Consider the following 21,383-nt stretch of genomic DNA (forward strand, 5'->3'; position numbering starts at 1 on the left):
GGGCACCGCCAACAGCGGCCTGCTGCTGCTCGCCGACGTCAACGCCACCAGCCGCTACTGGCACTACTACGACCCCACCGGCGGCGCCGGCGGCGGCACGGCGGATACCACGGCTCCGACGGTGTCGGCCACGTCTCCGACTACCGGTCAGGCTGGCGTAGCGGCGACGGCGAATGTGACGGGAACGTTCTCCGAGGCGATGAACTCCACGACGGTCAGCACGTCCACGTTCACCCTGACGTCAGCGGCCGGGACAGTGGCAGGCGCTGTGTCCTACAGTGGCGGGGTCGCGACGCTGAACCCCACTGCCGACCTGGCCGCGAGCACGACCTACACGGCGACCATCAAGGGCGGTGCCAGCGGGGTGAAGGATGCTGCCGGTAACGCAATGGCGGCGGACAAGACCTGGCAGTTCACCACGGCTGCCGCGGGCGGCGGCGGTACGACACCGCAGACGGTCACGCTGACGGCCACCGCCGACAGCTACGTGACCAGCGCGTCGCCGACGACGAACTTTGGCACGAACACCCTGCTGGGCGTGGACAACAGCCCGGTCGAGGCCACCTATCTAAAGTTCGACCTGACCCCATATGCGGGAAGGACGCTGCAGGGTGCGACGCTGCAGCTGCGCAGTGCCGGGAGCGGGTCCACGGGTACGCAGAGCGTGAGAGTGGTCGCCGATGACAACTGGACCGAAACCGGGATCACGGACGGCAACAATCCGGCGCTCGGCACCACCAGCATTGGGACACTCGGCCCGACAACGACCAACACCACCTACAACATTTCGCTGACAGCCAGCGCGGTGGGCGGCGAACTCGGACAACAGCTCTCCCTTGGCTTGAACTCCAGCAGCAGCGATGGCCTGGACCTCAACTCGAGGGAGGTCGGAAGCACTGCGGCACCCAAACTGGTGCTCACACTGGGGCAGTAGGCGGACGCCGTCAACACGGCCGACACGATCCGCACCAGCAACACCATCCCACCCGACCAACCACCCAGACAGAGGACGACCATGCACACCGGGCAGACCAAGGCACTGCACTTCGACATCCACGGCCGCGTCACGATCCGCGTCGACGCAAAGGCGCCGGCAGCAACCCAGCTCCAGACCATGTTGGCTTGTTTCGCCACTGACGCCGAAGGGCCGGCCAACATCGTCGTTGATGACCGGCCGGAGCCGATGCCGGATGCAGGCCTGGTCGAGCACGAGCTCGCCTACACGGGCAACAGCGTGCGATTCCAAGCCGAACACGTGCAGGTGGTAAGGGACGGAGAACAGTGGCGCATTCACGGGCCGGGCGAGCTGTTGACCTCTGTGGTCCCTGTTCTCGACTCCGCCATGGTGGGTCGAGGAGCCGCCATGATCCACGCGGCAACGATGGCGTACCGGGGTCACGCGATCGCGCTTCCCGCTGCTGGGGGGACCGGCAAGACGAGCACCGTCGCCAAGCTGATGCGGCGCGAAGGGTGGTCGCTCATGGGCGACGACTGGGCCTTCCTCGCCGAGGACGCCACCCTGCTCGGCTACGCGAAACCAATGTTCATCAAGCCGCACCACCGGGCCATCTACCCGCACCTGTTTGAAGGTGTCCGGAAGCCCCTCATCCCGTCGCGGCTCTCAGGAAGCGTAGGCCGTCTCACCACAGTGGTGCACCCGTACGTCATCCGTTATCCGCGCCTCGCTGACTTCTCGCGGCGATGGTCACCGGAGCACCGCATGGTCGCCCCGGCGGCGGCGTTCCCGGGACGGAAAGTGACCACCTCGGCCCCGCTCGCGGCCGCCATCTACGTGGAGCGCTTCGAGGGCACCCGGACCCGGATCGTCGAGCGGACGAGCGACTGGATGGTCGACCGCATGCTCGGCAACTTCCACATCGAGATGGCGGGCTTCTCACAGCGGGTCGTGACCGGCCTGGCGGCCACGTCCGTGGTCCCGTGGCGGGAGCACTTCGCGGCTAAGGGGCTCGTGCTAAGCAAGGCCCTCGACGGACGGCCCTGCCACCTCCTGCAGGTGCCTTCCGAGTACACAGCGGACGAGGCGTCGGACGACATCGTCCGGCATCTTGAGCAACTGCTGCCGTCGGTCCTCGATGAGCAGGAATAAGGGGTGGGACACGATGGGTAACAGCCCTGCCGATGTCACCGCCGTCGTTCCGGCCCGGAACGCGGAGGACCTGCTCCCACGCTGTCTTGAGGCCCTGCGGCAATCGGGTGTCGCTGAGATCATCGTGGTGGACGGATTGTCGACCGACCGCACCGTCGACATCGCCCTGGCGGCTGGTGCCCGGGTCCTGAGTGACGAGGGCCGCGGCCTGCCGTGGGCTCGAACGCTCGGCGTGCGGAGCAGCAGTACCCCTTGGGTCCTCCTCGTCGACGCCGACGTCGTGTTTGGGACCACGGGGGTGGCCGACCTGCTTACCGAGATGGTCGAGGGCCGTTACGACGCCCTCCAAGCCGGTCTGGAGAGTGTCGCTGGCCCAGGCTATTGGGGGCAGGCGCTGGCACATCATCATCGGACCGGCCGTAGCCGCAACTGGTTCGGCCTGGTGGCGACGCTCGTCGACCGGGACCTGATGCTGGGCCTGGGTTTTGACGACTCGTTCAAGTCGGGGGAGGACATTGAACTGCGTTGGCGGATGCGGCAGTCCGGGCTGCGAACAGGAGTGTCACGCCGGGTCCTCGTTGAACACCGTTTCGCCGCCGATGACTTTGACTTCGCGCTCGATCAGTTCCTCATGGACGGAACGGGACTGGGGCGGATGATCCGCAAACACGGCTGGCGCGGTGCGAGGTTGGCGCTGCTGCCCGCCGCCGCGGCAGTCCGGGGCAGCGCCTTGAGCCTGGTCGCGGGCCAGCCCCGGTGGTTGCGCTATTACGCTGCCTTCTGCTGGTACAACTACGTGGGCGTGACCAGGGGCATTGCGTCGTGAGGGCTAAGGTCGCGAGGGCTAAGCGGGGGACCGCCGTCAAGGACGCCTCGATCGTCCGGCACTCCGCCCTGCGCAGCTCGCTCGGCCTCGTTGTGGCCAAGGCTGCCCAGACGGGCGCTGGTTTTGCCTTCTGGATCGTTGTTGCGCGCGCGACGTCCGACCGTGAGGTCGGTCTCACCACGGCCGCGGTCTCGGCAGTGATGATCTGCACGCAGCTGGCGGTACTGGGAGCCGGGTCTGCCGTGATCGTCTCGGTTGGCCGAGGGGAGCCGCCCGCACGGGTGCTGGACGCGGCATTCGCCATCGTGGGCGTAGCCGGAACAGTGCTGGCCCTCGGCTACCTCGTTCTCCAGTTTGCGGTGATGCCGGACACGGCCTCGGCTTCGGTTCTCTTCTGGCTCACGTTCCTCGTGGCTGCCGTCGCCGGCACTCTGGTCATCGTGCTGGACCAGGCGCTCGTAGCATTGGGACGCGGTGCCAGCGCCACCTCGAGGTATGCATGGGGCGGCGGGGTCTCCCTCGCGGCTGCAGGGCTCGTGGCCTGGTGGGCGCACGGCGCCTCCGCCGACGTGCTGCTGGCATGCTGGACCCTCGGGACGGCCGTGGCATGCGTCGTCGGAGCGGTCCAGCTCCGACGACTCGTCGGCTACCGGCCGCGGCCGTCCCTGCGCTTGGCGCGCGGCCGCCCGCTGCTGGCGCTGGGCATTCCGCACCAGCTCCTCACCCTCACCGAGCGAGCCCCCGGGCTGGTGCTGCCGCTCCTGCTCGCCCACATCGTGTCGCCGGAGGCCGCTGCCTACTGGTACCCCGCGTGGATGATGGCCTGGGCCGTCTACACCGCTCCGACGCTGATGGGCATCGTCCAGTTCTCCGAAGGGGTCCGCGACGCGGGCCGCCTCGCGTCGACCACCTGGGCGAGCCTTCGGTGGTCGCTGACCGTGGGAGGTCTGGCTGCTGCCGTCCTCATCCTCCTCGCCCACCCGCTGCTCAGCCTGCTGGGGGAGCGGTACGCCGACTCGTCCGCGGACGCTCTGCGGTGGTTGGCCGCGGGGCTCGTGCCGTACGCGGTGCTGCAGGCTTACAACGCCGCCTGCCGGGCCTGTGACCGCTACGCGGAGGCGACCCTGGTCGGCGTAACGCTGGGAGTCGCCCTTTGCGCCTCATCGCTGATGGCCGCCGACAGGGGCGCAACCGCCATGGCCCTCGCGTGGCTGGTGGTGCTCTCCATCGGGGCCGCGGTGGCGGGCCTCCGGCTGGTTGCCATTCTCAAGCGTGTTAAGCAGGAGTCGCGATGAGCAGCGCAATAGAGGCTCCCGCCCCGTTCGACAAGCCGCAGGGCCGTGGCCGGCATGTGGATGATGGAGCTGCGCCTCTTCCATCTTCGCGTTCCGGAACTGCTCGCGTGGAAGGCGCCGGGCATTGGTGGCTCGTCAGCGATCTCCACCTGGGCATGTCCGACGACGATATCCGGTGGCCCGGCAAGGTGCTGCCCGATTTCCTGTGCCGCGAGGTGCTCGCTGCGTCCGGTGCGCAGCAGCATGTCGTCTTCGTCGGTGACACGTTCGAGCTGGTCGGGATCGCCGAAGAAGAAAGCCTAACCCGGCTGGAGTCCATCCTCACCCGCCACAGCGACACGTTCCAGGCGCTCCAGGAGTGCACCTCCCGCGGCGTGCAACTGCACTTCGTGTGCGGAAACCACGACGCCGAGCTGGCCCGGCCCTCGGTTGCCGCCCTCCTGTCGGAGCTGTTGTCACCCGCGGAGCCAACGCGGGTCAGGGTTTACCCCTGGTTCCTGCACGTGCCCCACGTACTCGTGGCCGAGCACGGGCACCAGCATCACGCACTGCACCGGATACCCGAGGTGCTCCGCGTGGCCGTCAACGGCACCGACGAGTTGGACCTGCCGCCGCTGGCCGCCTGGAATGCCGATCCTACGAGGTCGCCCCTGAGCCGTGCCGGGGCCGTTCTCCGTGCCTGCCTCGCATCCGAGCGGGCGGAACGCCGCGTCCGGCAGTTCGCCTACACTCAGCTGTTGCAGGCCGAGTCTCTGCGGCTCGCGCTTGATGTGGTGGCAGTTCGGGACCTGGCGCACCTTTCCCGGTTCCGGACGCTGTCGGCCCTCCCCGTCGCCGCAACTCGCATGCTGCTCGCGGCCGCCGGGCGCACGATCGCCCGTGAGGACGCTCCTGCTGCCGCCGGCCGGTTCGCACGGACCCTCGAGGCGCACGGTGCAGGGGTGGCCTGGTATGTCTCAGGCCACACCCACCGGGCCCTTGAGGGGGCGCTCGAGGCGTGCGCCACCCGGTATGCCAATACCGGCACGTGGTGTTCCGATGTCCGCGGCCGCGGACCTGACCAATTGGACCGTGGGGTGTTTCCGTACGTCAGGGTCGATGTCGCCTGCGATGGCACCACCAGTGGCGGGCTCCGCTATTGGCGTCCGGAGGGTGGCCGGGCCGGTGAGTTCGCCGGTGCGGACCACGACTCCACCGACCGTTCCTAACCCGGCTTTCCTCCGGGACGGATAAAAGCTAGACGCCGGCTTTGGTCAGGAGTGCGTCGACGAGTGTGAAGAACATGGTGCGGTGGTCGGTGGCTTTGGGGTTGGTGAGGTATTGGATGGCTGCGCCGTCGTAGATCATGAGGAAGGACCGGGCGAGGGTGGGGAAGTCTATGAGGCTTTTTTCGCGGTTGCTTTCGGCTGCGGTGGAGAAGATGTTGCCGAGTTCTGTTTCGTAGGCGGGGTAGATTTTGGCGGCGAGGGGGCTGGCGGGGGCGTTGCGGGTGGCCCAGAGGATGAGTTCGATTTCGGCGAGGAGGCTGGCGGGTTCTTCTTCCAGTGCCCGCCAGTAGCCTTCGGCGACTTGTTCGACGGCTTTGCGGAGGCCGAGTTCGAAGTGGATGGCGCCGGAGAAGCTGCTGAGGTTTTTGAGCCAGGCTTCGGCGGCGGCGTCCATGATTTCGTCTTTGCCGCTGAAGCAGTAGTGTGCGGTGGCCAGGGGTGCGTTGGCTTCTTTGGCGATGGCCCGGACGGTTACTGACTGGACGCCTTCGCGGCGCATCAGTTCAACGGTGGCTGCGATTAGCTGTTCTTTGCGTTCCTCTGCGGGTACCCGCATAGCTCACTCTCTCGTCTCCCGGCATCAGGCCCCGGTGAGGGCCTTGTCCTAAGACTATTGCCTGGATAAACATCGCGCACCATTCATGAACTATTGACTCGAACGGTTGTCCCTGTCGCTGATGGTGGCGTCCAGAACTCGCACGGACGCCCCACGGTCCAGTGGGACCGCGGGGCGGGGCCGTGGGCCGGGCTTGCGCGAATTACCTTGCGGCCAAGGTATCGGTGAGGTCCTCGGGGGTGTCGGTGTTGATGTCCTGGCCGGTGTTGATGTCCTGGCTGGTGCCGTGGAGGTAGCGTTCGAGGGAGTCGTCCATGGCGTTGAGCCAGCGGGTGTGGTGTTGGGTGGCCATGGTCCCGGTGATGACGGAGCGGTGGGTCATGTCGCGGTAGCCGAGGATGTTCTCGTGTTTGTGGCGCATCCAGTCCTTGAAGAGCTGGGAGACGGCGTCCAGGTCGAAGGGCGGGTAGTCGGTGGCGTCAATGAGTTCGCGCAGGTAGTCGGTTTGGAAGTCGGCTTCGGCGTCGTGGTCGGGGAGTGCGGCCTGGCGGTCGAGCCAGTGCCGGATGTCGGCCTCACGCTCGGTGAGGGAGGGCAGGTCGATGACGCCGGTCATGACGTCGCGGGCGAACCAGGCCTGGGCGTCGAACATGTTGAAGGTGTAGTACTGGTCCTGCGCGCCGAGGTAGAACAGGTTGGTGTTCTGCTGCCAGACCACGCCCTTGTAGAGGTTGCCCGGGTAGAGCACGTTCGGGGATGTCAGGGACAGTTCGCTGGGCAGGAAGGGGTATTTGTGCTGGTAGCCGGTGCAGAGCACGACGGCGTCGAAGTCGTCGTGGGTGCCGTCGCTGAAGTGGGCGGTGCTCCCCTGGAAGTGGGTGACAAGCGGCCGCTCCACGGTGGTGTCGGGCCAGTGGTAGCCCATCGGGTTGCTGCGGTAGCTCATGGTGATGGCGGCGGCGCCCATTTTATGGGCCTGCATGCCGATGTCTTCGGCGGAGTAGCTGCTGCCGATCATGAGGAGGCGTTTGCCGTAGAAGCGTTCGGCGCCGCGGAAGTCGTGGGCGTGCATGACTTCGCCGGGGAAGGTTTTGATGCCCTTGAATTCGGGGACGGCCGGGACGTGGAAGTGGCCGGTGGCGACGACGAGTTTGTCGAAGATGTGGGTTTCGGTGATCCCGGTTTTGAGGTTTTCGACGGTGACGGTGAATTCCCGGGTGGTTTCGTTGTAGCTGGTGTGGCGGGCGACGGTGTTGAACTGCACGTACTGGCGGACGTCGGATTTTTCGACCCGGCCCTTGATGTAGTCGAAGAGGACCTCCCGCGGCGGGAAGGAGGAAATCGGCCGGCCGAAGTGTTCGTCGAAGGAGTAGTCGGCGAACTCGAGGCATTCCTTGGGGCCGTTGGACCACAGATGGCGGTACATGCTGGAGTGGACCGGTTCGCCGTGGCCGTCCAGGCCGATCCGCCAGCTGTTGTTCCACTGCCCGCCCCAATCGTCCTGCTTCTCGAAGCATTTGATCTCGGGGATGGCGGCGCCTTTCTGGCGTGCTGATTCAAAGGCCCGCAGCTGGGCCAGGCCGCTGGGGCCGGCACCAATGATTCCTACTCGCAGTGTCATCTTGCTCTCCAATTCCAATGAAAATTTCGGTCACGGATCCGGATCTCCGGTCGCGGATCCGCGACGGTATGGGGACGCGCTAACGCGTGGGGTGGGGTGGGGGATGCTGCCCGGGGGATCAGGCGGGGAAGGTGCGGTCGCCGGCGAAGAAGCCGAGGCCGTAGTCGGGGGTCTCGAACTTGACGGTCGTGCCTTTCGGGAAGAACAGCACGTCGCGCTCCCTGGCGTGGGTGACTTCGCCGGTGGTTTCGTCGGTGAGGATGAACTCACCGGCGATGACGACCTTCATCTCGTCGTAGGTGTACGTGTACACCAGGGGCTCGGAGGCCTTCAGCTCGAAGAAGCCGGCGCTCATGACCGAGCCTTCCGGGTTGTGCAGCGAGTCGCCAATGGCAGCGACCGTGCCGGGTTCGTTCATCGACGGCAGACCGATGTAACCGCCAACGACCTTGTGGATGGATCCGGCCTTGCTCAGGGTTCCTACGAGGGTTTCCATAATCTCTCCTGGATCGATAGTGCGTGCATGATCAGCCCAGAACTGCGCCTTTGACAGAACTGGAAGCGGACGGGACCTGCGGGGCTGCACCGAAAGCAGCCGGGGAACCCGATCGGGGCTCCCGCGAGAGTCAGTTGCAAACCGGAGTTCTCCGGATCTGCAGTGCCAACCAAACCCGGCTGGTGTGATGCCAGTCACGTTTGCTCGTGGCAGAAACTCTGACATGAACGGATGTATTAGTCAACCGTCCAAGTTCAGTTCTTTTGAGATTGCCGGGAAGTCAATGTGCAGTCCATGTCACTTATCTGGAACCGTTGACTAGGACCGTCGTCCGTGTCAGAGTGTTCCGCAGCGCAGTGATCTGGATCACAGCTGTGCTTCTCGTGCGATTCACCGCCCCGTGCAAAATCCCCATTCCGAGAAAACGGGTAAAGACAATGACGACAACCCCTCAACTCGCGACACTTACGACCGGTGCCCCAATCGATTTCTGGCCGGCGAAGTCCATGACGCCCATGAAGGCCGAATGGCCGCGGTTGCGCTGCAGGTTCATCAACTCCAAGCCTGTAGGCCCGTGGAGCGAGTTCATCCTCTCGGAGTGGGAGCTGGAGGCGTGTGGCTGGGAGGACTTCCATCCCCACACCGAGACGAACTTCGTCCTGGAAGGCGAACTCCACATCCAGAGTGAAGGCAAGACGGTCATCCTCAAGCCGGGCGACGCGGCGCGTGTTAATTCAGGACAACTGGGGCGGTACTGGGCGCCCGTCTACGCCCGGATGGTCACCACGTACGGCCCGAACCCGGAAGGTGCAGAGTCGCACTCCTTCCGCTACTTCGAAATCTGAGGGAGATACCCCGCCGCGAGCTGTAGCGGAAATGAACAATAAGCTGGGGCAAACGTCGGGGAACGACGCTGGGCGGAAGCGCCGCAGCACTTCCGCCCAGAATTTCTGACGAACTATCGTTTGTTCCGTGCGTGCCCAGCGTGCACGCAGCCCCGATCAGACCAGAACTTCGATCGTCTCGGTGACCGGCTGGGGTACCTGGCGGCGAAGCTTCATGGCTTCAAAGACGCGCTGCTCGGCCAGCCTGTAGGCCGCTTCGTGTGGAGTGAGGCCGGCGCGGCAGCTCTCGTCGAGGACGGCTGCGGTGTTGGCCCTGAGCTTGTCCGAGATCATCGTGAAGATATCGGCCGGGTCCACAACGAACGGGGAGTAGCGTGCGGCCATGGAGTGCGCTGCTGCCACGATGCCCCCGGCGTTGGCGATAAAGTCGGGGACCACCGTAATTCCGCGTTCGTGCAGGATTTTGCGGGACGTGGGGGAAGTAGGAAGGTTGGCGCCTTCCACGATCAGTTTGGCATTGGTGCTGGCTGCGACGACGTCATCGATGGTGTCTTCGCGCGCGGCGGGAATGAGGACATCCGCGTCCACGTCCAGGGCAGCGCCGGCGGGAAGCACGGCGCCGTAGTGCTGAACACATGCGTCGCCGGTGGCCGCGCGAAGTTCTACGAGCTTGGCGATGTCCAGGCCGCTGGGGTCGTGTACGGCCCCACTGGCGGTGGAAACCGCAACCACGACGGCGCCCAGCTCACCGAGGCGGGTTGCGGCTGCCTGGCCCACCGCGCCGAAGCCCTGGATCGAAACACTGGCGCCCTGAAGGCTGATGCCGCGGTTCTGTGCCGCTGCTTCGGCCGCTTCCGCTACACCGTATCCGGTCACGCCGAGCTGGTCGTAGGGGAGCCCGCCCAATGCCCGCGGCAAGCCGGTGGAGGCGCCCCTGTCCCCGAGCTCATCGAGGAAGACCGCTGCGTCTTCCTCCGCCAAGCCCATGTCGAGGCCGAAGACATATTCTGCCGGGACCTCGTTGGACAGGGCCCTGGCAAAGGCCCGCAGGATGGCTTCCTTGTTCGGATCACCGGGATCTCCCAGGATGCCTGCTTTGGCACCCCCATGGAACAGGTCCACCGCCGCCCACTTCCAGGTCATGGTGCGGGCCAGCCGGGCCACTTCCTGCACCGTGAGGTTGGGGCCCATGCGGGTGCCGCCCTTGCCGGTTCCCCGTGCGGTGTTGTCGATGACGAGGACCCCGCGCATTCCGGTCTTCCGGTCAGAGACGACCACAATTTTTTCAGGTCCCCACTCGTCAAAGAGTGAGAAGGTGCTGTCGGCCATTTCGGTGCTCCTGTTCTAAAAGGGGTGATGGTTCAGGCAATATGGACGCCGTGCAGGCGCTGGGCGGTCTCAGTGCTGGCATTTCTGAGAGCCGCTAATGCCCCCTCGACGGCGGGGTTCGACGCGCTGGGCCCATGCAGGGCCACCACGTGCCTGCGAACGGAAAGGTCAACGATAGTTGCGGAGGCGACCGACCCCCGGACGTGCCCCAGCGCGGGGACGAGCGCCACACCCAGGCCGGTGCTGACAAACCTCCGGATGACGTCGTAGTCATCGCTCCGGTAGTGCACCTCCGGCTCGAATCCGGCCCGTGCGCAGGCACGGCGCAGGGACAGGGCGCCGGAGGTCCGTTCTCCCGTGGCCACCCACGTTTCCTTTTCCAGGTCGGCGAGGGAAATCTCAGAACCGGCAAATCGGTGGCCGGGCGGCAGCAGCAGGACCAGTTCCTCGTGCAGCAGCGGCTCGGCCTGGAGTGCCTTTGGCCATTTCCGGGGCACCAGGTCGTAGTGGTACACCACCGCCAGGTCCAGGTCCCGGTCCAGCAACAGTGGCACCAGTACGTCCGGCTCGCCTTCGTCCAGGTCCACGCGGATCCCGCCATGCGTGCGCGCGAAGTTGGAGAGCGACGACGGAAGAAGCTGCTGGCTGGCTGTGGGAAAGCTGCCGAGCCGGACGTGCCCGAAGTTCCCTTCAGACATCGCCTTCACCTCATCCTCAAAGGCGGCAAAGGCGGTAAGGACATCCTGTGCGCGTTCGGCAAGGAACCCCGCTGAGGGCGTGGGCCGGATGCCGTGGGCATCGCGTTCGAAGAGCGTCATCTTCACTGATCGCTCCAGGCAGGACATTTGCTGCGAGACCGCGGAACCGGTGTAGCCAAGCGAGCGTGCAGCCTCAGCGAACGATCCGGTCCTCAGCACTACGATGAAAGTCCGCAGATGAAGGGCATTAATCATTTGTTTGTCAGCCAGGGATCTATCAGGTCTGCCGTCAGATGCCCCGGCCCGGGGTGAGGATTCCCAGGGGGTCGAAAGCGGACTTGACCAGGCGGTGCGCCGCAAGAGTCTCCGGGTCCAGCTGCTTGCCGAGCAAACCCACCTTCAGGGAGCCGATGCCATGCTCGCCGCTGATGGTGCCGCCAAGCACGATCGCCTGGTCCGTGATCAGGTCAAGGATGCGCTCCGCCTCCGCATACGCCTCGACGGATTCGTCTGCGATCACCACGGACGGGTGCAGGTTTCCATCCCCGGCATGGGCGAACGTCGGAATTTCCACGTTGTTGGCGGCCCCGATCTGTTCCAGCGCAACGAACATGTCGGCCAGCCGGGAGATGGGGACGGCGACGTCGCACGACGCCCGGAGCCCGCGCGCATCGAGGGCCTTGCCGGAGACGCGGCGGGCCTCCAGCAGGACGTCGCCGTCGGCCTGTTCGACGGCGGTGGCACCGGCCCGAGTGCATAGGGCGGCCGCCACGGCTGCATCCGCTTCCGACGACGGCGAAACAAACTGCCCGACCAGGATGGCGGCGCCATCCGTGGACAGGCCCGTCGGATGAAACTGCTCAACGATCCGGACACTGGCCCGGTCCATCAGTTCCATGACGTCGGGAACCACAGAACTGCCCATGATGGCGGAAACTGCTTGGCCGGCTGAGGCGGCCGTGGGAAAGGTGGCCCGGAACGTTACCGCCTTGCCTGCTGGACGGGGAACCAGGCGCAGGGCCGCGCCGGTGACAATTCCCAATGTCCCCTCGGAGCCGACGAAAAGGCTCGTGAGGTCGTATCCGGCCACATTCTTCCGGGTCCGGGCACCGGTGGAGATAACATCTCCGTTGGCCAGGACCACCTCCAGCCCCGCGACGCTGTCCGTAGTGACGCCGTACTTCACGCACCTCAGGCCACCGGCGTTGGTGGCGATGTTGCCCCCGATGGTGGACTGACGGTAGCTCGCCGGATCCGGTGCGTACATCAGGCCATATTCGGCGGCAGCGGCGTCAAGGTCCGCTGTAACCACTCCTGCCTGGACCTCGGCGAGGCGGTTGTCCGGATCGATGCTGTGGATGGCGTCCATCCGGGCAAGGGAAATCACCAGCCCGCCTTCGTAGGCCACGGCTCCGCCGGCCAGTCCGGTCCCGGCGCCCCGCACAGAAACGGGAGTACGGTGCCGGGCGGCCCAGCGGACACCGGCAACGACATCCTGGGTGGAACGAGCTGCCAGTACTGCTGCAGGCGTCCCTTCCGGAACGGCCCGTGAGGCGTCACTGCTGTAGCGGACAAGGTCGGCCGGAGCGGTCAGCACCTGGGAACCGAGGTGGTGGCGGAGCTCCTGGGTGGGTGTCACTGGTGGTGTCCTTTACTGTGTGCTGGAGTGCCAAGGCTTTGCGGGTGGTCGGAGTGCAGGCGGCGGTAGGCCCCCCGCCAGCACGTCTGGTCGTCAGATTAACACGACGCCCTGAGCGAGCGGGAGCTGTCCGGAGAAGTTAATCGTGTTGGTGGCCTGCCGCATGTAGGCCTTCCACGAATCCGAGCCCGATTCGCGGCCGCCGCCGGTTTCCTTTTCGCCGCCAAAGGCGCCGCCGATCTCCGCGCCCGACGTGCCGATGTTTACGTTGGCGATGCCGCAGTCCGACCCGCTGGCCGAGAGGAACAGCTCAGCTTCGGTCTGGTCCTGGGTGAAGATGGCCGAGGACAGGCCCTGCGGGACGGCATTGTGGACCTCGATGACCTCCTCCAGGCTTTCGTACGTCATGACGTACAGGATGGGGGCGAAGGTTTCGTCATGGACGACGGCGGTCTGGGCCGGCATGCGCACGACAGCCGGTTCCACGTAAAAGGCCTCCGGGTGTTCGTCCGCCAGCACGCGGTTGCCGCCCTGGACGATCTCGCCGCCTTCAGCGACGGCCTGGGTCAAAGCATCCTGCTGCGCCTTGAAGCTGCCGGCGTTGATCAGCGGTCCAACCAGGGTTCCCTCCTGGGTGGGGCTGCCGATGTTCAACGTGCGGTAGGCCTCCACGATCCGGGGAATGAGGGCGTCGGCGATCGAAGAGTGCACAAAGAGCCGGCGCAGCGAGGTGCAGCGCTGCCCAGCCGTCCCGGCCGCGGCAAACACGATTCCGCGCAGGGCCAGGTCCAGGTCGGCAGAGGGCGCGACGATGGCGCCGTTGTTGCCGCCGAGTTCCAGCAGTGCGCGGCCGAACCGGCGGGCGATGGTGGGGGCGATCTCCTGGCCCATGCGGACGGATCCGGTAGCGGACACGAGCGCGATGCGCGGGTCCTCAACGAGTTTCTGGCCACCGGTGCGGTCGGTCAGCAGCAGGTGGTGGATGCCGGCAGGCGCGCCCACGTCCTTGACCGCGCGGGCAAGGAGGGTGTCGACGGCGAGGGCAGAGAGGCGGGTGGCATCGGCCGGCTTCCACACCAGGGTGTCCCCGGCTACGAGTGCCAGGGCGGCGTTCCAGGCGAAGACTGCCACGGGGAAGTTGAAGGCGGAAATGATCCCGACTACGCCCAGCGGGTGCCACGTCTCGGCCAGCCGGTGTCCGGGACGCTCCGAGGGCATGGTCTTGCCGTACAGCTGGCGGGACTGGCCCACGGCGAGGTCCGCGATGTCGATCATTTCCTGCACCTCGCCGAGGGCTTCGGAACGGATCTTGCCCACCTCAGCCGTGATGAGGGACGCAACGTCCTCCTTGTGTTCGGTGAGCAGTTGGCCCCAGCGTTTGACGACGGCGCCGCGGACGGGTGCGGGTACGTTGCGCCAGGTTTTGAACGCCTCGGCGGCGGTGGAAATGGCTGCCTCGATATCGGCGTCGTCATGGACTGCGGTGGAAAGGATGACTTCACCGGTGATAGGCGTGCGGGTTTCGCGCGGGCCGTTCAGCAGAACTGGATCAACGCCGATGGACTGCAGGCTCTTCTGGACTTCGGCGGTGATTTCGGACGTGGCCGGGAGTGCGGGGGCAAGGGTTGTCATGGTGGCTTCCTTTGGATTGGTATTACTTGTTGGAGGGGATATCGGTGATGGTGATGCCCAGGGTGCGCTGCGCCTGAGCCAGTGATTCCGAGCGCTGCGCCGAGTACAGCTCGTTGGGGTCAAAGATCCGGCGGCCCAGGACTTCGGACAGGCGGTTGATGTCGTATGGCGTGCCGGTCTGCCCGTCGTCACGGGACCCGTCATCGGTCAGGTTCGACTGGAAGATCCCTGCGGCCGAACGCGGCAGGAAGTCCTCGTAGACAATGGGCTCGGGAACCAGGATCCCGGCCTCGACCAGTTCGCGGAGGGACGCGGATACCGTGTGGCCAACGGGGGCGGTGTTTGCGAGGCGGTAAGTGAAGTAGGCGAGGTCCTGAAGGGCCAGTTCCTGCTCAGTGCCCGGCAGATGTTTCCGCCAGACCTGCTCAGCGATTTCGGCGCGGCTTGTCCCGACGGGGCTGGCGGCAAGCCACGAGTCTACCTCGGCGACCATCCGGTCGTAGAGGTTCCTGCCCTTTTCAGTTAGGGCAATGCCGCGCTGTTCCACTTCGCCGAACCGGACACGGAGCGATCCTGGGCGGATGCCGCCGTCGGCATGGCGGAAGGTGCGCTCCTCGGCGAGGGCCCGGAAGGACGTCTGCCGCAGCAGGATGTCGGGTCCTTCCCAGTGGGGAGGACCCTGGATCTCGTCGATCATGGTGATCCCGCGGGCCTGCATCCGGGCGTACAGGTCGTCGATGTCCAGCACGCGGGGAGTGAGGTGGTTGATGTGGGTGGAGGGAACGCCGCCGATGTCCGCCGCAACCGCCGAGATGGCCTCCAGCTTGAAGTACCAGTCGTGGTCGACCGGGGTGGGGGAGAGCTTGAAGGAAGAGGTGGCCAGTTCCAGGAGCCGTTCGGCCTCGTTCCCGTCCAGTCCGCCTTCCTCGGCGCTCTTGTCGGCAAGGTCCAGCAGTTCGTCGGGGAACAGCGTCCGTGCCCCGATGAAGCGCTCAAGCTGATGCTGCGTCTCCTCGTCGAAGAACCTGCGGTCGTCGTGGGCCAGCATTGAGGTGAAGACGCGGAACGGGTTCTTGGCCAGTTCCTGTGGATCGACCGGGCGGAATGCGGTGGAGACCACCGGTACGGAGCTCTTTGAAGCGTCCCGGAGATCGTAAAAGCCAACGGGGTGCATGCCGAAAGCGGCGAAGATCCGGGACACCTGCGAAAGTTCCCGGGGCGAGCCGACGCGGATGGCGCCGTGGCGCTCCGCCGTGACCCGCTCAACGCTGCCCAGGCGCTCTGCGTCCTCTCCGTTCCTGCGGATGAAATCCTCGTTCACCTCCCGGGAGACGTCCACCAGCGTGTTGTATGCGGGAACTTCGTCGCCGTAGAGGCTTGCGAGGCGTAGGGCGAATTCCGCCCTCAGCTCCCACTGCTGCAGCTTCGTTGTTGTTGGCATGGGCTTTCCTTTCAAGCCTGATGATTGCTTGCGGGTAAGCAGCGGCCAGAGGCCGGAGCTAGATGATGTGTACTTCCTTGACGCGGGACAGCTCGCCTGCGAAGCGGGCAGCGCTGAACTGTTCCGGATCCATGAAGGATTCCCTGCCGAGATACATGTCCCTGACGAGCTCCCCGACGGCCGGACCCTGCAGGAATCCGTGCCCGGAGAACCCGGTGGCGTACATGAATCCCTCGACACGGTCGGAGGAACCGATCATGGCGTTGTGGTCGGGCGTGTTCTCGTACAGTCCCGCCCAGCCGACCTCCAACTCCTGGTTGGCCAGCGAAGGGGCCACTGCTTCCGCCGCCCGGTTGAAAGCGGGAAGCCACTGATAATCGAACTCGCGGCAGAACCCCGGTTCCTGGTCCTGGTTGGAGATGCCCAGCAGCATTCCGTTGAGGTAGTTGTGGAAGTACAGCGTGGTGGACAGATCCAGGGTGAACGGGACGGTCGGGAACGGAGACGTTCGCTGCGGCGTCATTCCGATCTGGCGCCTGACCGGTTGAATCGGCAAATGGACGCCGGCCATGGCGCCCAGCCGGGTTGACCAGGCCCCGGCAGCGCAGATCACCGTTCCTGTGCGGATCGGTCCGCGGTTGGTGTGCACTTCCCGCACCGCACCGTGGCCGGCGTCGATATCCAGTACCTCCGTGTCCTCGCACACCGTTACACCCAGCTCGCTGGCTGCCTCCGCATAGGCGCGGACCACCTTGGACGGTTCTGCAAATCCGTCCCGGGGGGAGTAGGAGGCCCCGAGCAAGGCGTTCGGATCAAGGAAGGGGTTGATCCGCTGGGCTTCCGCCGGCGAAACCATACGGCTGGAACCACCCAAGGAGTTCTGGATGTGGGTGCTTTCCTCCACCTCGAACAATTCTGCCTGGGTGCGGCACAGGAAGAGATAGCCCACCTGGCGAAGCCCGATGTCGGCCCGGAACTTTTCGCTGAAGCGCTCGTAGGCCTCCAGGCTCCGCTGCCCGAGGCGTATATTTCCCGGGTCGGAGAACGTTGCACGCACTCCTCCCAACGGTTTGGCCGACGAACCGGAACCCAGTGAATTGCGTTCGATAAGAACGATGTTGCGGACACCAGCCTCCGCCAGATGAAAGGCGATGCTGGTCCCCATAATCCCGCCGCCCAGGATCACCACGTCTGCCTCCGCCGGAAGCGGAGCAGCAGGTGACTTGGCCAGCGGGACGACGTTGTCCACGTGCTTGGTCTGCATGTTTTCCTCCAAAAGCCTGTCTTGGAACAAGCTTGGAGGGCCAAGGGTATTTAGGTCTATGGATGATTTTTCGACATAACGTATAGATTTGCTATATGAAGTGGACCTTCGAGCAGTTAAAGACATTCAAAGTGGTGGCCGAACTGGGAACCATGACGGCGGCGGCGGAAGCGCTGGGCTTTACCGCCGGTGCCGTGTCACAGCAGATGGCATCCCTGCAGGGCAGTGTTCCCAGGCCTCTGTTTGCGCGGGACGGGCGCAGAGTCGCCCTGACAGACGCCGGAAAGACGCTTCTCCACCATGCCGCGGTGCTCATCGAAGACGAACGCCAGGCTGCTGCAGCGCTCAGCGGTCCCCAAGCGGGACAGCGCGCCGTCGTGTCTGTTGGTGTCTTCGGCTCAGCTGCGGTGTCGGCCATGCAGCCCGCAATCGGCCGCCTGCGTGAGACGTCACCCAACGTGGCAGTGCAGGCAGTCGAAGTCGACGTCGAAACCATGCCCCAGGCCATTCAGGAATCGCGGATCGACATCGCTTTGGGATTGAACTACGAGGACGCACCCCAGCCTCCCCTGCGCGGTGTTGTGTCCCAGGTCCTGCACCGGGAGCCGTTCCTGATGGTCCTGCCTCCCGCGGCGCACGAACTTGTCCGCGACGACCGGTTGCTGATGGAGTATGCCAACGACTGTGACTGGATACTTCCGCCGGTGGACACCTACTTCGGCCGGGCCTGCAGGTTCGCCTGCGCCAGGTCAGGCATCGAACCTAACGTCCAGCACCTCGTCACCGACACCGCCGTCTCGATCGCCCTCGCCGAATCGGGAATCGGTGTCACCCTGGCCACGCCGCTCATGATGGGTCTCCGGCCAACAGCCGCGCCAACAGCCGTGTTGCCGGGGAAATCGACCCGCAGCATCGTGGCCATCGTGCGGTCCTCGGCGCTGGAGCGGGATAGCGTGCGCGCCGTCCGCGACGCCTTGGTCCACGCCTTCAGCCAGCCGCCCAAGTTGGGCTGAAGGCTTTCGTCAGAGATTCCAGGCAGGCCCGCCAGCGAAAGAGTCGCTTGGGTCAGGGCCACGATCCCTCGGCCTGAAGTGCTTCCGGTCACAGTCCGGCTCATCCATAGTCGTTGAAGCGCCACCACTCGATGGATGCAGTCCGAACACAGGCCGGACACACTAAGACCGAGAGATAAAAAGCCCATGAATTCTGAACGTCAATTGCACGGGAACCTCAAGCCGCGCCAGCTCAGCATGATTGCCATCGGCGGGGTCATCGGGGCCGGCCTCTTCGTCGGCTCAGGTGTGGTGATCAACGACGCCGGGCCCGGAGCATTTCTTAGCTACGCCATCACAGGCGTGCTCATGATCCTGGTAATGCGCATGCTCGGCGAAATGGCGACGTCCAACCCTTCAACCGGCTCCTTTGCCGATTACGCTCGCCGGGCACTCGGGGGATGGGCCGGATTCTCGGTGGGCTGGTTGTACTGGTACTTCTGGGTCATCGTCGTCGGCTTCGAGGCGGTTGCCGGGGCCAAGGTCATCTCCTACTGGATAGATGCCCCGCTATGGCTGCTCTCACTTGGCCTGATGATGCTGATGACCTGCACGAACCTGTTCTCCGTGTCCTCTTTCGGCGAATTCGAATTCTGGTTTGCCGGCATTAAAGTGGCGGCCATCGTCGTGTTCCTGGTCCTCGGCGGCGCCTTCGTCCTCGGTGTCTGGCCGGAGCGGACGATGGATTTCAGCAATCTCATTGTCCACGACGGGTTCCTTCCGCATGGCCCCGAGGCGATCTTCTCGGCCATCGTCGTCGTGATCTTCTCCATGGTTGGGGCGGAAGTCGCAACCATCGCCGCGGCCGAAACAAGGGACCCCGCACGCTCAGTCACCAAAGCCATGAAGTCGGTGGTGGTGCGGATTTCCATCTTCTACGTGGGCTCCCTGTTCCTCCTTGCCGTTATCGTCCCCTGGAACTCGACGGATCTGGGCGCTTCGCCGTTCGTTACCGCGTTCACGGTCATGGGAATTCCGTTTGCCGACACCCTCATGAATGCCGTGGTGCTCACGGCGGTGCTTTCCTGCCTGAATTCCGGCCTTTACACCTCGTCCAGAATGCTTTTTGTCCTGGCTGCCCGGCGCGAGGCCCCCGTTGCATTGACCCGGGTCAGCCGGCGCGGAGTGCCGGTGGTCGCGATCCTGGCTTCCTCGGTGGTCGGATTCCTGTGCGTGCTCGCGGCAGCGATTTCCCCCGACGGCGTATTCCTCTTCCTGCTCAATTCCTCCGGCGCCATCATTCTCTTCGTCTACCTGCTGATAGCACTCTCACAGATCGTTCTGCGTCGGCGCGCGAAGGAAGGCGAACTGAAAGTGAAGATGTGGCTCTTCCCGGGGCTGTCCGTCCTCACAGCCGCCGCGATCGCCGCCGTCCTTGTTCAAATGGCCGTCACCCCGGGTACTCAAATCTCGCTGACGCTCAGCTGCCTCTCATGGGTTCTGGTGCTGGGCGTGTACCTCGTCGTGCGGAAGCGCGGCGGCTCCGTCACCATTGCTCAGCCTGTTCATGCCGAGGCGCCCAGCTCCGCCCTGGTTGCAGCGGAGTAGCAGCCGGTTCCTAAGGACGCTCGTAAACACCGGTTCATGCCGGCAGGCAAACCGGCAGACCCGTCGACGGTTCCCGTCGACGGGTCTGCCGTGTCCCGGGAATTGGGAGGAGAATGAGCGTCCTGGAGTGCTGACGTAGAGGAACTCTGATGCCGGTGAGGACAAGGAGAAAATATATTGCATTAATCATACAATGATGTACCTTTGATTTGTGACCTGAACCACACGCCCCTCCTTCTGAACCCCTTCACAATGCGTGAACGCCAGCTTCCCAGTGTCGCGAACAAGGCAAAAACCGCCCCCGTCCATCCCCCTTCCAGGAGTGACCGTCCCATGTCATCCATGAAGAACCCGGCTACGCACCGTGGCGTGGCCTCGGCCGCAAGCAAGCGGCGCTTCCTCGTCCGAATGGTCACTGTCCTGGTCGGCGGGATGTTCTTGGACGGCTACGTCCTGGGCATCCTCGGGCCCGTGACGGGAACGATGGCCGAGGACCTGCAGCTCACGGCGGCCTGGGAGGGCCTGATCGCCGCGGCCGCACTGGCCGGCATTCTGATCGGCTCGCCGCTCGGCGGCTGGGCGGCCGATAAGTGGGGCAGGAGGTCGATCTTCATGTTCGACATCGCCCTGTTCGCGGTCGCTTCGGGCATGCAGTTTTTCATCGATTCGCCCGTGTGGCTCATCGTGGTCCGGCTGCTGATGGGCATCGCAATCGGCGCTGAGTATGCCGTTGGCTGGCCCCTGATGGGTGAGTTTGCGCCCACGCATTTGCGGGGACGGCTGCTGGGCGCAATGCAGATCGCCTGGTATGGCGGCTTCATGATCGCGTTCCTGATCGGCTATCTGCTCAGTGAATACACCGACGTGAGTTGGCACGTCATCCTGGGTACGAGCACCTTCCTTGCGGTGGCACTGTTCCTGGCCCGGATCGGCCTGCCGGAATCTCCCCGTTGGCTTTGGAGCGTGGGCCGGAAGGACGAGGCCCGCGCCCTCGCCTACAAATACATGCCGGACGATGCGCTTGACGATGTCCAGCACGAGGATGTCCGCAAGGGCAGCTTCGGAATGCTGTTCTCCAGGCAGTACTGGCGGTCCACGCTCTTCATCTCGGGCTTCTGGTTCTGCGCCGTGACACCGTACTTCGCGATTGCCACCTTCGCCGACAGTGTGCTGAAGCAGTATGGTCTCGCCGGCGGCCTCGCTGGCGGGGTTGGTCTCTCGGCCCTCGCCCTGGCCGGGGTCGTGCTCACGTTCTTCCTGATCGACAAGGCCGGCCGCCGAGTGCTGACCGTCCCGCCGCAGTGGCTGTGCGCCGTCGTTTTGGCAGTCATCGGCCTGTGGGCCGGCGCTCCCGCCATGGTTGTGCTCATCCTGTTCCTGGTGTTCTCGTTCTTCAACGCGATGTACAACGCGCTGACGGGCGTCTACCCCAGCGAGGTCCTTCCGACCGAAATCCGGGGACTTGGCACAGGATTCGCGGCCGCCTTTAGCCGAATCGGGGCGGGCATCGGCATCTTCCTGATGCCGATCTCGATGGAGACCTTGGGTACCGGCCCCACCATGCTGATCGCCGCCGTCGTCGCCCTGGCCGGCGCCGCGCTTTCCCAGTGGCTCGCACCCGAGACGAAAGGGAAATCCCTCACTGAATGCGCTGCCGGGTACACGCATTAGCAGCGGCCATCACCCGGCCTGGAGCCGGCATTTGAACAAAACCCCGGAAGAACCAGGGAGAGTACGACGCCGGCCGGTCACCTTGTGAGGTGACC

18 protein-coding genes are annotated in these 21,383 nt (G+C 64.9%); 9 read left to right on the forward strand and 9 right to left on the reverse strand.

Annotation, left to right across the window (positions count from 1 at the left end; translation table 11 throughout):
• The 5 genes from ACFTR6_RS21195 to ACFTR6_RS21215 all read left to right on the forward strand — a co-directional run.
• The coding region (locus tag ACFTR6_RS21195) for an Ig-like domain-containing protein (protein WP_377959377.1) at positions 1-934 on the forward strand (934 nt) is incomplete at its 5' end.
• Positions 935-1,015: 81 nt separating this feature from the next.
• Positions 1,016-2,107, forward strand: coding sequence for a hypothetical protein (locus ACFTR6_RS21200; protein ID WP_076798786.1), 1,092 nt, complete (start codon positions 1,016-1,018; stop codon positions 2,105-2,107).
• A 13-nt stretch (positions 2,108-2,120) separates the two neighbouring features.
• The gene (locus ACFTR6_RS21205; protein WP_076798785.1) at positions 2,121-2,933 is read left to right on the forward strand and encodes a glycosyltransferase; all 813 of its coding nucleotides are present in this window, start codon (positions 2,121-2,123) and stop codon (positions 2,931-2,933) included.
• Complete coding sequence (locus tag ACFTR6_RS21210) at positions 2,930-4,228, forward strand: lipopolysaccharide biosynthesis protein (RefSeq protein WP_377959378.1); 1,299 nt, start codon at positions 2,930-2,932, stop codon at positions 4,226-4,228. Before ACFTR6_RS21205 ends, ACFTR6_RS21210 begins: the two co-directional genes overlap by 4 nt.
• Positions 4,225-5,436 carry a hypothetical protein gene (locus tag ACFTR6_RS21215; RefSeq protein ID WP_377959379.1) on the forward strand — a complete coding sequence of 404 codons (1,212 nt, stop codon included), beginning with the start codon at positions 4,225-4,227 and terminating at the stop codon, positions 5,434-5,436. The genes ACFTR6_RS21210 and ACFTR6_RS21215 overlap by 4 nt, the downstream gene beginning before the upstream one ends.
• Before the next feature lie 28 nt (positions 5,437-5,464).
• On the opposite strand, the gene ACFTR6_RS21220 is transcribed toward ACFTR6_RS21215, so the two are convergent.
• The 3 genes from ACFTR6_RS21220 to ACFTR6_RS21230 all read right to left on the reverse strand — a co-directional run bounded on the left by ACFTR6_RS21220 (position 5,465) and on the right by ACFTR6_RS21230 (position 8,169).
• Positions 5,465-6,052 carry a TetR/AcrR family transcriptional regulator gene (locus ACFTR6_RS21220; protein WP_377959380.1) on the reverse strand — a complete coding sequence of 196 codons (588 nt, stop codon included), beginning with the start codon at positions 6,050-6,052 and terminating at the stop codon, positions 5,465-5,467.
• A gap of 202 nt (positions 6,053-6,254) precedes the next feature.
• Positions 6,255-7,673 carry an NAD(P)-binding domain-containing protein gene (locus ACFTR6_RS21225; RefSeq protein ID WP_377959381.1) on the reverse strand — a complete coding sequence of 473 codons (1,419 nt, stop codon included), beginning with the start codon at positions 7,671-7,673 and terminating at the stop codon, positions 6,255-6,257.
• 118 nt (positions 7,674-7,791) lie between these two features.
• On the reverse strand, positions 7,792-8,169 hold the full coding sequence (locus ACFTR6_RS21230; RefSeq protein ID WP_377959382.1) for a cupin domain-containing protein: 378 nt from the start codon (positions 8,167-8,169) through the stop codon (positions 7,792-7,794).
• Positions 8,170-8,606: 437 nt separating this feature from the next.
• On the opposite strand from ACFTR6_RS21230, the gene ACFTR6_RS21235 reads away from it, so the two are divergent.
• Positions 8,607-9,014, forward strand: a complete 408-nt coding sequence (locus ACFTR6_RS21235) for a cupin domain-containing protein (RefSeq protein WP_377959383.1) — start codon at positions 8,607-8,609, stop codon at positions 9,012-9,014.
• Between the two features lie 156 nt (positions 9,015-9,170).
• Here the strand turns inward: ACFTR6_RS21235 and ACFTR6_RS21240 are convergent, their stop codons facing one another.
• The 6 genes from ACFTR6_RS21240 to ACFTR6_RS21265 all read right to left on the reverse strand — a co-directional run bounded on the left by ACFTR6_RS21240 (position 9,171) and on the right by ACFTR6_RS21265 (position 17,017).
• Positions 9,171-10,343, reverse strand: coding sequence for a Glu/Leu/Phe/Val dehydrogenase (locus ACFTR6_RS21240; protein ID WP_087872241.1), 1,173 nt, complete (start codon positions 10,341-10,343; stop codon positions 9,171-9,173).
• A 32-nt stretch (positions 10,344-10,375) separates the two neighbouring features.
• The gene (locus tag ACFTR6_RS21245) at positions 10,376-11,296 is read right to left on the reverse strand and encodes a LysR family transcriptional regulator (protein ID WP_377959384.1); all 921 of its coding nucleotides are present in this window, start codon (positions 11,294-11,296) and stop codon (positions 10,376-10,378) included.
• Between the two features lie 34 nt (positions 11,297-11,330).
• Positions 11,331-12,680 (reverse strand): FAD-binding oxidoreductase, encoded by a 1,350-nt coding sequence (locus ACFTR6_RS21250; RefSeq protein ID WP_377959385.1) that lies wholly within the window; start codon positions 12,678-12,680, stop codon positions 11,331-11,333.
• A 93-nt stretch (positions 12,681-12,773) separates the two neighbouring features.
• Positions 12,774-14,312 (reverse strand): aldehyde dehydrogenase family protein, encoded by a 1,539-nt coding sequence (locus ACFTR6_RS21255; RefSeq protein WP_377959386.1) that lies wholly within the window; start codon positions 14,310-14,312, stop codon positions 12,774-12,776.
• A 22-nt stretch (positions 14,313-14,334) separates the two neighbouring features.
• The gene (locus ACFTR6_RS21260) at positions 14,335-15,753 is read right to left on the reverse strand and encodes a 2-oxoadipate dioxygenase/decarboxylase family protein (protein ID WP_377959387.1); all 1,419 of its coding nucleotides are present in this window, start codon (positions 15,751-15,753) and stop codon (positions 14,335-14,337) included.
• A 58-nt stretch (positions 15,754-15,811) separates the two neighbouring features.
• Complete coding sequence (locus tag ACFTR6_RS21265; RefSeq protein ID WP_377959388.1) at positions 15,812-17,017, reverse strand: NAD(P)/FAD-dependent oxidoreductase; 1,206 nt, start codon at positions 17,015-17,017, stop codon at positions 15,812-15,814.
• A gap of 95 nt (positions 17,018-17,112) precedes the next feature.
• Here ACFTR6_RS21265 and ACFTR6_RS21270 point away from each other — a divergent pair, with 95 nt between their 5' ends.
• The 3 genes from ACFTR6_RS21270 to ACFTR6_RS21280 all read left to right on the forward strand — a co-directional run bounded on the left by ACFTR6_RS21270 (position 17,113) and on the right by ACFTR6_RS21280 (position 21,288).
• Complete coding sequence (locus ACFTR6_RS21270; protein ID WP_377959389.1) at positions 17,113-18,030, forward strand: LysR family transcriptional regulator; 918 nt, start codon at positions 17,113-17,115, stop codon at positions 18,028-18,030.
• Between the two features lie 186 nt (positions 18,031-18,216).
• Positions 18,217-19,617 (forward strand): amino acid permease, encoded by a 1,401-nt coding sequence (locus ACFTR6_RS21275; RefSeq protein ID WP_377959390.1) that lies wholly within the window; start codon positions 18,217-18,219, stop codon positions 19,615-19,617.
• Positions 19,618-19,950: 333 nt separating this feature from the next.
• Positions 19,951-21,288, forward strand: coding sequence for an MFS transporter (locus ACFTR6_RS21280; RefSeq protein WP_076798774.1), 1,338 nt, complete (start codon positions 19,951-19,953; stop codon positions 21,286-21,288).
• Positions 21,289-21,383: the final 95 nt, after the last annotated feature.

The sequence above is a fragment of the Arthrobacter sp. NPDC057009 genome, from assembly GCF_042673905.1.
Classification (GTDB): domain Bacteria; phylum Actinomycetota; class Actinomycetes; order Actinomycetales; family Micrococcaceae; genus Arthrobacter.